Annotated in this window: 15 protein-coding genes; 8 read left to right on the forward strand and 7 right to left on the reverse strand. The window is 62.1% G+C overall.

From position 1 onward, the window contains the following. Window positions 1–143: 143 nt before the first annotated feature. The 6 genes from rluB to BOP93_RS21015 all read right to left on the reverse strand — a co-directional run bounded on the left by rluB (window position 144) and on the right by BOP93_RS21015 (window position 5,071). Entirely contained in the window at window positions 144–1,355 is a 1,212-nt protein-coding gene (gene rluB, locus BOP93_RS20990) for a 23S rRNA pseudouridine(2605) synthase RluB (protein WP_065887640.1), read from the reverse strand. Between the two features lie 144 nt (window positions 1,356–1,499). Further along, window positions 1,500–1,691, reverse strand: a complete 192-nt coding sequence (locus tag BOP93_RS20995) for a DUF1289 domain-containing protein (protein ID WP_065887639.1) — start codon at window positions 1,689–1,691, stop codon at window positions 1,500–1,502. 127 nt (window positions 1,692–1,818) lie between these two features. Next, entirely contained in the window at window positions 1,819–2,733 is a 915-nt protein-coding gene (gene scpB / locus BOP93_RS21000) for an SMC-Scp complex subunit ScpB (protein WP_104504520.1), read from the reverse strand. A 12-nt stretch (window positions 2,734–2,745) separates the two neighbouring features. Beyond that, a complete protein-coding gene (locus tag BOP93_RS21005) occupies window positions 2,746–3,444 on the reverse strand; it encodes a segregation and condensation protein A (protein WP_170827597.1) in 699 nt (232 codons plus the stop codon). A gap of 120 nt (window positions 3,445–3,564) precedes the next feature. Continuing rightward, window positions 3,565–4,194, reverse strand: coding sequence for an L-threonylcarbamoyladenylate synthase (locus BOP93_RS21010; protein ID WP_065887636.1), 630 nt, complete (start codon window positions 4,192–4,194; stop codon window positions 3,565–3,567). A 13-nt stretch (window positions 4,195–4,207) separates the two neighbouring features. Then, on the reverse strand, window positions 4,208–5,071 hold the full coding sequence (locus BOP93_RS21015) for a PHP domain-containing protein (protein WP_104504521.1): 864 nt from the start codon (window positions 5,069–5,071) through the stop codon (window positions 4,208–4,210). 87 nt (window positions 5,072–5,158) lie between these two features. Between BOP93_RS21015 and BOP93_RS21020 the strand changes: the two genes are divergently transcribed. The 7 genes from BOP93_RS21020 to BOP93_RS21050 all read left to right on the forward strand — a co-directional run bounded on the left by BOP93_RS21020 (window position 5,159) and on the right by BOP93_RS21050 (window position 10,640). After that, complete coding sequence (locus BOP93_RS21020; RefSeq protein ID WP_065896412.1) at window positions 5,159–5,755, forward strand: septation protein A; 597 nt, start codon at window positions 5,159–5,161, stop codon at window positions 5,753–5,755. A 1-nt stretch (window position 5,756) separates the two neighbouring features. After that, window positions 5,757–6,056 (forward strand): YciI family protein, encoded by a 300-nt coding sequence (locus tag BOP93_RS21025; RefSeq protein WP_065887633.1) that lies wholly within the window; start codon window positions 5,757–5,759, stop codon window positions 6,054–6,056. A gap of 105 nt (window positions 6,057–6,161) precedes the next feature. Continuing rightward, complete coding sequence (locus tag BOP93_RS21030; protein WP_065895059.1) at window positions 6,162–6,569, forward strand: translation initiation factor 2; 408 nt, start codon at window positions 6,162–6,164, stop codon at window positions 6,567–6,569. Between the two features lie 7 nt (window positions 6,570–6,576). Then, entirely contained in the window at window positions 6,577–7,254 is a 678-nt protein-coding gene (locus tag BOP93_RS21035) for a response regulator transcription factor (RefSeq protein ID WP_065887631.1), read from the forward strand. 115 nt (window positions 7,255–7,369) lie between these two features. Then, window positions 7,370–7,837, forward strand: coding sequence for an LTXXQ domain protein (locus tag BOP93_RS21040; RefSeq protein ID WP_104504522.1), 468 nt, complete (start codon window positions 7,370–7,372; stop codon window positions 7,835–7,837). A 69-nt stretch (window positions 7,838–7,906) separates the two neighbouring features. Further along, window positions 7,907–9,250 carry a sensor histidine kinase gene (locus BOP93_RS21045; RefSeq protein WP_104504523.1) on the forward strand — a complete coding sequence of 448 codons (1,344 nt, stop codon included), beginning with the start codon at window positions 7,907–7,909 and terminating at the stop codon, window positions 9,248–9,250. A 40-nt stretch (window positions 9,251–9,290) separates the two neighbouring features. Next, window positions 9,291–10,640, forward strand: a complete 1,350-nt coding sequence (locus BOP93_RS21050; RefSeq protein ID WP_104504524.1) for a CoA transferase — start codon at window positions 9,291–9,293, stop codon at window positions 10,638–10,640. A gap of 118 nt (window positions 10,641–10,758) precedes the next feature. Here BOP93_RS21050 and arcD (BOP93_RS21055) read toward each other — a convergent pair whose 3' ends face one another. Further along, window positions 10,759–12,186 (reverse strand): arginine-ornithine antiporter, encoded by a 1,428-nt coding sequence (gene arcD / locus BOP93_RS21055; protein WP_104504525.1) that lies wholly within the window; start codon window positions 12,184–12,186, stop codon window positions 10,759–10,761. Between the two features lie 400 nt (window positions 12,187–12,586). On the opposite strand from arcD (BOP93_RS21055), the gene arcD (BOP93_RS21060) reads away from it, so the two are divergent. After that, window positions 12,587–14,014 carry an arginine-ornithine antiporter gene (arcD, locus tag BOP93_RS21060; protein WP_104504526.1) on the forward strand — a complete coding sequence of 476 codons (1,428 nt, stop codon included), beginning with the start codon at window positions 12,587–12,589 and terminating at the stop codon, window positions 14,012–14,014. Window positions 14,015–14,030: the final 16 nt, after the last annotated feature.

Raw genomic sequence — 14,030 nt, forward strand, 5'->3', positions numbered from 1 at the left:
CGCCACAGGTGCGGTGTAGCACCAAAATTGTGTAGATACCTATGGTCATCGGGGGCAAGCCCCTCCCACCGTTGATTGCATTTCAAATTTAGAGAAAAAAAAAGCCAACCCCAGGGTTGGCTTTTTATGCAGCGGCTACGGCATCACTGCGGCTTCTTGCGACCAAAACCCGGACGCTGACCGGAACCCGCCGGCGCGCCACGGCGCTTGCCCGACGGCTCGTCGGCGACCAGCTTCGGGCCAGGGCGCTTGTTCGCCGCTGGCTTGGCCGGACGCTTGGTGCTGGCGTTGTCGGCCGGACGGTCGGCTTCACCACGGTTGCTGCGACCACCCGACGGGGCTGGACGCGGGGCGCGTGGAGCACGCTCGCCTTCCTGGCGCGATGGCGCGGTGGGGCGGCGCTCACCTTCAATCTGCGGCTCGCGGGAAATACGCCCGCCGGTTGCCGGAGCATTCAACGCCGGGCGCAGGGTGCGGGCAACGCGCTCGGTACGCGGCACAGGGCGCGACGATTTACGCTGCATACGCTCAAGCTTGTCTTTGCTCTTGGCGTTCATCTGCGGCATCGCGACCGGCGTCAGGCCGACTTCGGCGCTGAGGATGTCGACTTCGTACTGGCTCATTTCGCGCCAGCGACCCATCGGCAGGTCGGAGTTGAGGAACACCGGGCCGAAACGCACGCGCTTCAGGCGGCTGACCACCAGGCCCTGGGATTCCCACAGGCGACGGACTTCACGGTTGCGGCCTTCCATCACCACGCAGTGGTACCAGTGGTTGAACCCTTCGCCACCCGGCGCCTGCTTGATGTCGGTGAACTTGGCCGGGCCGTCTTCAAGGACCACACCGGCTTTCAAGCGCTCAATCATCTCGTCATCGACTTCGCCACGTACACGCACGGCGTATTCGCGGTCCATCTCGTAGGAGGGGTGCATCAGGCGGTTGGCCAACTCACCGTCGGTGGTGAACATCAGCAAACCGGTGGTGTTGATGTCCAGGCGACCGATGTTGATCCAGCGGCCTTCCTTGGGCTTGGGCATCTTGTCGAACACGGTCGGACGGCCTTCCGGGTCGTCACGGGTACAGATCTCGCCGTCGGGCTTGTTGTACATGATCACGCGGCGTACCGATTCGGCGGCTTCTTCGCGCTTGATGACCTTGCCATCGATGGTGATTGCATCATGCAGGTCGACGCGCTGGCCGAGGGTGGCCTCGACGCCGTTGACCTTGATGCGCTTCTGGGTGATCCAGGCTTCGACGTCGCGGCGCGAGCCCACGCCGATACGCGCCAGCACCTTTTGCAGTTTTTCGCCTGCTGGGCCGATTTCCTGGCTGTCGTTCTGGTCTTTGTCGTTCATCTTAAGCACCTCCCGGTGGGTCGATTCAGGCGTGGCCTGAAGAGTGTTGAAAGCGGGGCTTTGGCCGAATAGGTCGGCAAAGGGTCGCGAATCATACGCGCATGGCGCGTGTTGCGCATCAGAGAGTAGTCGATAACACCCAAGTCATTTGCTTTTCCGCCGACCGGTGGCGCCCAACGCCAGCAAGCGCAGTTCGGCTTCGGCCAGCACGGTGCGCTTGTCGACTTTGTCGAGTTTCTTCCAGGCGCGGATTTCACGCTTGCTGCGGCCACAGCCGACGCAGATGTCGTCGCTGAACTTGCAGATGCTGATGCAGGGGTCTTTGGTCGAAGTCATAGTTGCTCTCGGACAACGGCGATCAAAATGTGGGAGGGGGCTTGCCCCCGATTGCGGTGTATCAGTGATGGTTGTACTGACTGACACACTGCAATCGGGGGCAAGCCCCCTCCCACATTGGATCTTGTCAGTCTTCGAGTTGGCGGCGTTCGTTTTCGATGGCCTCGGCCAGGGCCCGGGCTTCGTCTTCCTCATCGCTCAGCGGCGGCTGCTCAAGGGCCGCCACGGCGGCCAGCAGTTTTTCGCGGGCATCGGCGACACCGAGGATATCTTCTTCGACGCCGAGCTCGGGCTCAACGTTCACCTCGGTTTGCGGCTCAGCGACGCCATCACGCAGCAAATCATCAAAGTCGGTCTTGATCCCCTGCTCCATGTCGTCCAGTTCCAGCAACAGCGTATGGAAACTGGTCTCGTCCTTCGGTTCTTCCGGCTCGGCGCTGGCGTCGGCCAGCTCCTGAAGGCCAGCCGGGACGGGCGCGTCGTCGAAATCCAGCACCGGCTCGGCTTCCATCTCGCGCAGCTCGGCCAACGGCGGCAGGTCGTCGAGGTTTTTCAGGTTGAAGTGATCGAGGAACACTTTGGTGGTGGCGAACATCGCCGGTTTGCCGGGCACGTCACGGTAGCCGACGATGCGGATCCACTCGCGCTCCAGCAAGGTCTTGACGATATGGCTGTTGACCGCCACGCCCCGCACATCTTCGATCTCGCCCCGGGTGATCGGCTGGCGATAGGCGATCAACGCCATGGTCTCCAGCATCGCCCGTGAATAACGCTGCGGGCGTTCCTCCCACAAGCGTCCCACCCACGGGGAAAATTTCTCGCGGATCTGCAGGCGATACCCCGACGCCACTTCACGCAACTCAAAGGCACGGCCGTCGCAGGACTTGCGCAGGATCTCCAGCGCCTTCTTGAACACAGGCGGTTCGGGGCGTTCGGCCTCTTCAAAAAGTTCGAACAGGCGCTCCAGGGATTGCGGCTTGCCCGAGGCCAGGAGGAAAGCTTCCAGCAAGGGCGCCAGTTCGCGGGGTTCAGTCAGATTCATCGATTCAGCTCGTTATTCGGCTCGCGCCCGCACATGGATAGCCGCAAACGGCTCATTCTGGACCAGCTCGACCAAGGATTCCTTGACCAGCTCCAGGATCGCCATGAAAGTCACCACCACGCCCAGGCGCCCTTCTTCTGCGGTGAACAGCTCGACAAACGGCACAAACCCGCCGCCCTTGAGGCGCTCCAGCACATCGCTCATGCGCTCGCGGGTGGACAGGGCTTCGCGGCTGACCTGGTGGCTTTCAAACATGTCGCCACGGCGCAGCACCTCGGCCATGGACATCAGCAATTCTTCCAGGCTGACGTCAGGCAACAACTTGCGCGCGCGTGCCTCGGGCGCGTCCAGCTTGGGCACCACCACATCGCGGCCGACCCGACTCAAACCGTCGATACCTTCGGCCGCTGCCTTGAAGCGCTCGTATTCCTGCAAGCGACGAATCAGTTCGGCGCGCGGGTCATCTTCTTCGGCTTCGACCGCTTCCGAGCGCGGCAGCAGCATGCGCGACTTGATCTCGGCGAGCATGGCGGCCATCACCAGGTATTCGGCGGCCAGTTCCAGGCGCACCGACTGCATCAATTCGACATAGCCCATGTACTGGCGGGTGATTTCCGCCACGGGAATATCGAGGATGTTGATGTTCTGTTTGCGAATCAGGTACAGCAGCAAGTCCAGCGGGCCTTCGAAGGCCTCGAGAAAGACCTCCAGGGCGTCGGGCGGGATGTACAAATCCAGCGGCATTTCCATGACCGCCTGGCCATAGACCATGGCAAATGGCAGTTCCTGCTGGGCGCCCGCCTGGGGATCGACGGTTTCCACGACCGACATTCAGGCCTCGACCATAAACGGCGTAGGGTCGCCGCAGCCCACACGGATCACTTCAGGCTCGCCGTCGGCCAGGTTGATCACGGTAGACGCCTTGCCGCCCCCGAAGCCGCCGTCGATGATCAGATCCACCTGCTTCTCCAGCAACTGGCGCATTTCATACGGATCTTCCAGCGGTTCGGTATCGCCCGGCATGATCAACGACACGCTCATCAGCGGCTCGCCCAACTCGGCCAACAGCGCCAGGGCGATCGGGTGTTCCGGCACGCGCAGGCCGATGGTGCGCTTCTTCGGGTGCAGCAGCAGGCGCGGCACTTCGCGGGTGGCGTTGAGAATAAAGGTGTAGGGCCCCGGCGTGTGCGCCTTGAGCAAGCGGAAGGTGCCCGTGTCGACCTTGGCGAACAGCCCCAACTGCGACAAGTCGCTGCAAATCAGCGCGAAGTTATGATTCTTGTCCAGCTCACGCAGACGTCTGACCCGCTCGACCGCGCCCTTGTCGCCGATCTGGCAGCCGATGGCGTAGGACGAATCAGTTGGATAGATCACCACGCCGCCGGCGCGAATGATCTCGACCGCCTGCTTGATCAGGCGCGCCTGGGGGTTTTCCGGATGAATCTGGAAGAATTGACTCACGTGTTCTACCTGTTCAGACGGTGGCAATAATGGGGTCATGCTTGAATCGCCCCCACAACAGCGGCAGATCTTCCGGGACCTGGCGATACTCGCCGATCTCGGACCAGCCGCCTGGGCCATGAAAATCACTGCCGGCACTGACCAGCAGACCAAATTCGCGCGCCAGGATCGCCAGGCTACCGACCTGCTCGGCAGGTTGATGCCCGTTGACCACTTCGATCGCGTGACCACCCGCTCCAATATAGTCGCCGATCAGCTTGCGGCGCTTGCTGCGGGTAAAATCGTAATGCCAGGGATGCGCCAGGCTGACCCAGGCCCCGGCGCCCCGCAGGGTGCCGACGGTGTCTTCCAGGGTCGGCCAGTGTTGCTTCACATCGCCCAACTTGCCCGCGCCCAACCATTTACGGAAGGCCTCGGCGCGATCCTTGACGAACCCCTCACGCACCATCCAGTCGGCAAAGTGCGGACGGGCCGGCGCGTTACCGCTGTCGCCCAGTTCCTGCTGGATGGCGCGGGCGCCGTCAAGCGCGCCAGGCATGCCTTTGAGGCTGAGCTTGCGGCTTATTTCTTCGGACCGCAGCCAGCGGCCATCGTGCAATTGGGCGATGGCGGCCACCAGCGCTGGGGCGTTCTGCTCGAAACCGTAGCCGAGCACATGAATGGTGGCGCCGCCCCAGGTGCAGGACAATTCCACGCCGTTGACCAGTTGCATGCCCAGTGCATGGGCCGCCGTGCGGGCCTCGTCGAGGCCTTCAAGGGTGTCGTGGTCGGTCAGCGACAGGACTCGCACGCCTTTTTCAAACGCACGCGCAACCAGTACCGCAGGCGCCAGGGCGCCGTCGGAGGCCGTGCTGTGGCAGTGCAAATCAACATTCACGGGAGTGTGTAACCTCAAGTCAGCTGGCGCTATCGCAACCAAGGATGTTTGTTATTATGCCGCCACATCCAGCTTCTGGCTCTTACTGTGAAACAATTCATCGACTTCATCCCGCTGTTGCTGTTTTTCATCGTTACCAAACTCGACCCCAGGGTCATCGACATCGCCGGTCACGAGCTCTCGTTCGGCGGCATCTACAGTGCCACCGCCGTGCTGATCATCAGCTCCATCGTGGTTTACGGCGCCATCTTCATCTCCCAGCGCAAGCTGGAAAAAAGCCAGTGGCTGACCCTCGTCGCCTGCCTGGTGTTCGGCGGCCTTACCCTGGCCTTCCACAGCGAAACCTTCCTCAAGTGGAAAGCTCCGGTGGTTAACTGGCTGTTCGCCCTGGTCTTCATCGGCAGCCACTTCATTGGTGATCGCCTGCTGATCAAGCGGATCATGGGCCACGCGCTGACCTTGCCGGAGCCGATCTGGGTACGCTTGAACGTGGCCTGGATCGTGTTCTTCATCTTCTGCGGTGCCGCCAACCTGTTCGTGGCGTTTACCTTTCAAGACTACTGGGTCGACTTCAAGGTGTTCGGCAGCCTGGCCATGACCCTGCTGTTCCTGGTCGGCCAGGGTATCTACCTGTCGCGCCACCTGCATGACACTGCCGCCACCACGCCGAAAACCGAGGATTGACATGCTCTACGCCATCATTGCCACCGATGTTGCCAACTCGCTGGAAAAACGCCTGAGCGTGCGCCCCGCCCATGTCGAACGCCTTAAGCAGTTGCAAACCGAAGGCCGCATCGTACTGGCCGGCCCGCATCCGGCCGTCGACAGCAACGACCCGGGCGACGCGGGTTTCACCGGCAGCCTGATCGTTGCCGAGTTCGCGTCCCTGGCCGATGCCCAGGCGTGGGCCAAGGCTGATCCGTATGTGGCGGCGGGTGTCTACGCAGATGTGGTGATCAAGCCGTTCAAGCAAGTCCTGCCCTGAGTCCGGTTGCGCCGACCCTGAACGGTTCGGCGCAACCCGATGGCTCATTATTCCCGGTAACCTGCCGACAACGTTCTGAATATTCGTGTGGAATCAGGAGTTCCGATGCGCTTACGTCAGTTGTGTCTGTTGGCAGTGTTAACCCTCGGGGCGACGGCCCAGGCTGAAGAGACCTCCAACAGCGGCAGCGCCACGCCGCTGTCCTTGAGTCCCCACAGCCAGGTCACCGAATTGCAACAACGCTTGAAAGAAAGCGAAGGGCTGCGCGAAGAGCTGAGCAAGCAACTGCAAAGCGCGCAAGCCACCCGCGAAAGCGCGCAACTGAGTCGTCTGCGCCAGGAGAACCAACGCCTGGCCCAGCAACTCAAAGAGACACAGGACGGCGCCTTGACCCGATGGTTGACCGAGCAGCAGCAGTGGTTTGTCACCGGTGCGGGCGTCGCACTGATCGCCCTGCTGTGTGGCATCTTCGCCAGCGGTGGGCACCGTCGTCGTCGACAATGGCTAAATTGAGTGAGTCATGAGCGAGCTGTTACTGATAGATGATGACCAGGAGCTCTGCGAGCTGCTGGTCAGTTGGCTGAGCCAGGAAGGTTTCCAGGTGCGCGCCTGCCACGACGGCTCCAGCGCCCGCAAGGCCCTGGCCGAAGCCGCCCCGGCGGCGGTGGTGCTCGACGTGATGCTGCCCGATGGCAGTGGCCTGGAATTGCTCAAGCAATTGCGCAATGACCACCCGGAGTTGCCGGTGCTGATGCTGTCGGCCCGGGGCGAACCCCTGGACCGCATCCTCGGCCTGGAACTGGGCGCCGACGATTACCTGGCCAAGCCTTGCGACCCGCGCGAACTCACTGCGCGCCTGCGCGCCGTACTGCGCCGCAGTCATCCGGCTGCCGTGTCGACCCAACTGGAGCTGGGCGACCTGTGCTTCAGCCCGGTGCGCGGGGTGGTCAGCATCGACGAACAGGAATTTACCCTGACGGTCTCCGAAAGCCGCCTGCTCGAAGCCTTGCTGCGCCAACCCGGCGAACCGCTGGATAAACAGGAACTGGCGCAGATCGCCCTGGGCCGCAAGTTGACCCTGTACGATCGCAGCCTGGACATGCACGTGAGTAACCTGCGCAAGAAAATCGGCCCGCACCCGGACGGCCGGCCGCGGATCGTGGCGCTGCGTAGCCGTGGTTACTACTACGCACCTTGATCGGAGCCGCCGCCTCACCCTTACCAAACCTTTACGCTCCGCTGACGGCGGCTGACCTTGCCCTGGGTAATCTACTCACATCCGGACTCACCGGAATAGAGACAGGAGAATCACCATGCGCAAGACCCTTATCGCTTTGATGTTCGCCGCTGCACTGCCTACCGTCGCCATGGCCGCCATGCCGGAAGGCCCAGGCCCAGGCCCGATGGGCGGTCCGGAAGGCCACATGATGGGTGGCCCGGGTCACGGTGAACACGGCCCACGTGGTAAAGGCGGCCCGTTCCGCCAGCTGGATTTGAGCCCGGAACAACACGAGCAGATCCGCAAGCTGATGGGTGACCAATGGCACGCTCGCAAAGACCTGACCCGCAAGTACCTGGACAAACTGCCGGCCGCCGACCAGAAAGCCATGCAGGACGAGATCGCCGCCGGCAAGCAGAAAACCCAGGCCGATATTCGCGCCATCCTCAAGCCCGACCAGCAGAAGAAGTTCGACGAGATCGTCAAGCAACAAGAGCAGCGTCGTGCCGAATGGAAGGAATTCCAGGCCTGGAAAGCGCAACAGCCGCAAAAAGCGCAATAATGCCCCAGCGTTAATGCTCCCAGCCCAGTGGCTCCCCGCCGCTGGGCTTTTCCTGTTTGAGGGTTTCCTGTGCGGTCATTGTTCTGGCGCATCCTGGCGAGTTTCTGGTTGGCCATCGCCCTGGTTGCGGGGTTGTCGATCCTGCTCGGGCATATGCTGAATCAGGACGCCTGGATTCTCAGCCGCCATCCCGGCCTCAACAATCTGGCGCAAGAGTGGACGCAACTCTACGAAGCCCAGGGCGAAGAGGCTGCCCAGGAGTTGCTGCAGCAACGCAAGCGCCAGTACCACATTGACGTGCAAGTGCTCAACGAGGGCGGCGAGCCGGTGGTACGCGGCACCTTCCCGCGCCGCGCCGCCGCCCTTGAAGCCCGGCAGAATGACAGCCAGGACAGCCACCTGCCCTGGCGGCGCCTGACCGCCGAATACACCAGCGAAAAAACCGGCGACACCTACCTGCTGATCTATCGCATTCCTCATCCGGAGCTGGACGCCTGGCACCGCAGCAGCCTGTTATGGCCGTTCAGCGCCCTGGCCATTGCCCTGGTGGTGCTGACGCTGTTCAGCCTGTTGGTGACGCTGTCCATCACCCGCCCGCTCAGCCGACTGCGCGGCGCGGTGCATGACCTGGGCCAGGCCACGTATCAACAGAACAGCCTGGCGCAACTGGCCAACCGCCGCGATGAATTCGGCGTCCTGGCCACCGACTTCAACCGCATGGGCGCCCGCCTGCAAAGCCTGATCGGCAGCCAGCGCCAACTGTTGCGCGACGTCTCCCACGAACTGCGCTCGCCCCTGGCCCGCTTGCGTATCGCCCTGGCCCTGGCCGAGCGCGCCAGCCCCGAAGAGCGGGAAAAACTCTGGCCGCGCCTGACCCGCGAATGCGACCGCCTGGAAGCACTGATCAGTGAGATTCTGGTACTGGCCCGGGTGGACGCCGACAATGCCAGCGCCGAAGAGATCGACCTCAACCCGCTGCTCAACACGCTGCAAAAGGACGCCCAGCTCAGCGCGCCGGAGCAAGAGGTGCAACTGACGGCCGAGCCCAACCTGCGCCTCAAGGGCTGGCCGACCATGATCGAACGCGCCGTGGACAACCTGCTGCGCAATGCCCAGCGCTTCAACCCGGCCGGCCAAGCCATCGAGTTGCATGCGCAGCGGCACGGTGAACGGATCCTGATCAGCGTGCGCGATCACGGCCCCGGCGTTGAAGCCGAGCACCTGAGTCAACTGGGCGAGCCGTTCTACCGCGCACCCGGCCAGACCGCCCAAGGCCACGGCCTGGGCCTGGCGATCGCACGTCGCGCCGCCGAGCGCCATGGCGGCCACCTGATCCTCGCCAATCATCCCGGCGGCGGCTTTGTAGCCAGTATCGAACTGCCATTGGTGCCCGGGGTTGCCACACCGGCCTGATGATCTTCTATAGTGGCCCTTCTCTTATGGAGGGCCTTCGATGACTGACCTGCTGACACCCATCCAAGCCGCACTCGATCTGCCGCCTACTCCACTGACCCTGAACGAGCCCGGCGCCCTGCCCTCGGCCTTCGCCGTGACTGACCTGGCCGCCGCCAGTGTCGGCGCCGCCGGCCAGGCCGTTGCCGAGCTTATCCGTCAACAGACCGCACGCTTGCCGAGCATCAGCGTAGACCGTCGCCTCGCCTCGTTGTGGTTTTCCTCATCGATTCGTCCACTGGGCTGGCAAGTGCCGCCGCTGTGGGACCCGATAGCCGGTGACTACGCCAGCGCCGACGGCTGGATTCGCTTGCACACCAACGCGCCCCATCACCGCGCCGCCGCTGAACGGGTGCTGGGCAAGGTGACTGAACGCGCGCAAATGGCGCGTAATGTCGCCAAGTGGAACGGCGCCGAACTGGAACAGGCGGTGGTCGACGAGGGCGGTTGCGCGGCGCAAATGCGCACATGGCAAGCCTGGCAGGGCCACCCCCAGGGCTTGGCGGTGAATGCCGAGCCACTGATACAGCGGCAGGCCTTCGACACCACCGGCGACAAACCCTGGCAAGGCACCGCGGCCCGCCCGCTGGCCGGTCTCAAGGTGCTGGATTTGACCCGCGTCCTGGCCGGCCCCGTCGCCAGTCGTTTCCTCGCGGGTCTGGGGGCGGACGTATTGCGCATCGATTCGCCCACCTGGGACGAACCCGGCGTGGTGCCGGAAATGACCCTGGGCAAGCGCTGCGCGCGCCTGGATCTGAAAAGCGCCGCAGGTCGGCAGGCTTTCGAAGCCTTGCTCAGGGACGCCGACATTCTGCTCCACGGTTACCGTGCCGATGCGTTAGAGCAACTGGGCTACGCGGGCGACGAGTTGCAACGCATCGCACCAGGCCTGATCGACATCAGCCTCAATGCCTATGGTTGGAGCGGCCCATGGCGCAATCGGCGCGGCTTTGACAGCCTGGTGCAAATGAGCAGCGGGATTGCCGAGGCCGGCATGGCCTGGAAACAGGTGGATAAGCCGTCGCCGCTGCCGGTGCAGGCGCTGGACCACGCGACCGGGTATTTGATGGCGGCGAGCGCGATCCGGGCGTTGAGCGAACGCTTGACGTCCGGGCGGGGTGGTTCGGCGCGCTTGTCGCTGGCGCGTACAGCGAAGTTACTGGTGGATGCGGGGCAGGTGCCGGAGCAACCGGCGTTGCGGGCCGAAGAAGCGGGTGATCAAGGTCTGGTGGCGGAGCAGACCGCCTGGGGCCAGGCACATCGGCTGCTGGCGCCGCTGGCCATCAGCGGTACGCCGCTGCAATGGGATTTGCCGGCTGGGGAATTGGGGTCGCACCGGGCGCAGTGGTGACCTCAAAACCGCTATCGGGGGCAAGCCCCCTCCCACTTTGAATGTGTTCGCAAATCAAAATGTGGGAGGGGGCTTGCCCCCGATGAGGCCAGTACACCCACTATCAATTTCCGACATGTCACAACGACAACACCCCACTGTACAGCCCATAGGCCGCCACTCCGGCACCTGCGACCACACAGCCGAAAATGCCTTTTTCCACCGAAGTAAACAACGCCTGGCCCTGCTCGCGCTTGGCCTGGGCGAACAGGATCACACCGGGCGCATACAACAGTGCCGACAGCAGCAGGTACTTCAGGCCGCCTGCATACAAAAGCCATACGGCGTAAGCCAGGGCAATCAGGCCCACCAGCAAGTCCTTGATGCGCCGACGCTGAGCGCCTTCGTAGGTTTCCCCACGCCCGCTCAACAGCACCGCATAGGCCGCCGACCACAGGTACGGCACCAGAATCATCGACGATGCCAGGTAAATCAGGGTGGTGTAGGTACTGGCTGAAAACAGCGTGATGACCAGGAACGCCTGGATCATCACGTTGGTCAGCCACAGCGCGTTGACCGGCACCTGGTTGGCATTTTCCTTCTTCAGGAACGCCGGCATGGTCTTGTCCTGAGCGGTGGCGTAGAGGATTTCGGCACACAGCAACGCCCACGACAGCAGCGCCCCCAGCAACGAAACCGCCAGGCCGATGCTGATCAATATCGCCCCCCAGGATCCGACGATATGCTCCAGCACCCCGGCCAGGGAAGGGTTTTGCAACTGCGCCAGTTCCGGCTGGCTCATGATCCCCAGGGACAGCACATTCACCAGCACCAGCAGCGCCAGCACACCGAGAAACCCGATCACGGTGGCCCGGCCCACGTCCGCACGTTTCTCGGCGCGCGCCGAGTAAACGCTGGCGCCTTCGATACCGATGAACACAAACACGGTCACCAGCATCATGTGGCGCACCTGGTCCGTCACACTGCCCATTTGCGGATTGCCCAGGCCCCAGATATCGCGGCTGAAGATATCGGCCTTGAACGCCACGGCGGCAATCACGATAAACATCAGCAGCGGCACAATCTTCGCCACCGTGGTGATCTGGTTGATGAACGCCGCCTCCTTGATCCCGCGCATCACCAGAAAATGTACGGCCCACAGCAATACCGACGCACAGCCGATGGCCAACGGCGTATTGCCCTGGCCGAACGCCGGAAAGAAGTAGCCGAGGGTGCTGAACAGCAAGACGAAGTAGCCGACATTGCCCATCCACGCGCTGATCCAGTAACCCCAGGCGGATGAGAACCCCATGTAATCGCCAAACCCGGCCTTGGCGTAGGCATACACGCCCGAATCCAGTTGGGGCTTGCGGTTGGCCAGGGTCTGGAACACAAAGGCCAGGGTCAGCATGCCGACCGCCGTGATGGCCCAGCCGATCAGCACGGCGCCCACGCCAGCCCGTGCGGCCATGTTCTGCGGCAAGGAAAAGATCCCACCGCCGATCATCGAACCCACCACCAGGGCGATCAGGGCACTGAGCCGAAGTTTGTGCGCAGGGTGGGACATTGAAGTTCCTCGAATAAGTTTCTCAGCAGACACTTGGGCACACTATCAATTCAATTAATGCATGCAGCGCACTCATAACATAAAGGCATGTAAACACAGCAAGTTCAGGCGTATTTAGAATTTAAATAAGCGCGACATGACGCAGTCGTCAAACTTCATTAAAAAGTTTGCACATTCGCGAATACGAACTAGCGTCATACATCCACGTCACACCAAATGATTAATCAACACGCAAGAAGCGCTCTGCAAAGCGCTTCTTCGGGATTTTCATCGTCCCACGAACTTCCATGCCAAGTCATTAATTTACAATGGAATGTGCCAATGAAGTGATCTGAGTCAGCTATTTGATTAGCCCACGGAATTATTCTGTGATCTCTCTCTCCTGCATTGGAGTCACACAATGTCTGATTCACCCGGAAAACTAAGGCTTGGCGCACTGGTTGCACTCGTGGTGGGCTCGATGATTGGCGGTGGGATCTTCTCATTGCCGCAAAACATGGCCGCCAGTGCCGACGTCGGCGCGGTGTTGATTGGCTGGGTGATTACCGCCATCGGCATGTTGACCCTCGCATTCGTGTTCCAGACCCTCGCCAACCGCAAGCCAAACCTGGACGGTGGTGTCTACGCCTACGCCAAGGCCGGCTTCGGCGACTACATGGGGTTCTCGTCCGCCTGGGGTTACTGGATCAGTGCCTGGCTGGGCAACGTCGGGTACTTCGTACTGCTGTTCAGCACCCTCGGTTACTTTTTCCCGATCTTTGGCGAAGGCAACACCCTCGCCGCCGTGATTGGCGCGTCGGTGTTGCTGTGGGCCGTGCATTTCCTGGTGCTGCGCGGGATCAAGGAAGCGGCGTTCATCAACCTGGTGACCACCGTCGCCAAGGTGGTGCCACTGGTGCTGTTCGTGTTGATCGCGCTGTTCGCGTTCAAGCTGGACATCTTCACCGCTGACATCTGGGGCGTGAAAAACCCGGACCTGGGCAGCGTGATGAACCAGGTGCGCAACATGATGCTGGTCACCGTGTGGGTGTTCATCGGTATCGAGGGCGCGAGCATCTTCTCGTCCCGGGCGGAAAAACGCAGCGACGTCGGCAAGGCTACCGTGATCGGTTTTATCACCGTGCTGCTGTTCCTGATGCTGGTGAACGTGCTGTCCCTGGGGATCATGACCCAGCCGGAACTGGCCAAGCTGCAGAACCCGTCAATGGCCGCCGTGCTGGAGCATGTGGTGGGCCACTGGGGCGCAGTGCTGATCAGCGTCGGCTTGATCATTTCCCTGCTGGGCGCGTTGCTGTCATGGGTGCTGCTGTGTGCGGAGATCATGTTCGCCGCCGCCAAGGACCACACCATGCCGGCGTTTCTGCGCCGCGAAAACTCCAACCACGTGCCGGTCAACGCCCTGTGGCTGACCAACGCGATGGTGCAACTGTTCCTGATCATCACGCTGTTTTCCGCCAGCACTTACCTGTCGCTGATCTACCTCGCCACCTCGATGATCCTGGTGCCCTACCTATGGTCGGCGGCCTACGCCCTGCTGCTGGCGGTACGTGGCGAAACCTACGAGAACGCCTTCAAGGAGCGGCGCAAAGACCTGTTCATCGGCGCCCTCGCCCTGATCTATGCGATCTGGCTGCTCTACGCCGGCGGCACCAAATACCTGCTGCTTTCGGCCCTGCTCTACGCCCCCGGCGCGATCCTGTTCGCCAAGGCCAAGCGTGAGCTGGGCAAACCGATATTCACCAACGTCGAGAAGCTGATTTTTACCGCAGTGGTCATTGGCGCCCTGGTGGCGGCCTATGGTCTCTACGACGGCTTCCTGACCCTGTAATTGTTGTTCACTGGAG

The organism is Pseudomonas orientalis (genome assembly GCF_002934065.1).
Taxonomy (GTDB): Bacteria; Pseudomonadota; Gammaproteobacteria; order Pseudomonadales; family Pseudomonadaceae; genus Aquipseudomonas; species Aquipseudomonas orientalis_A.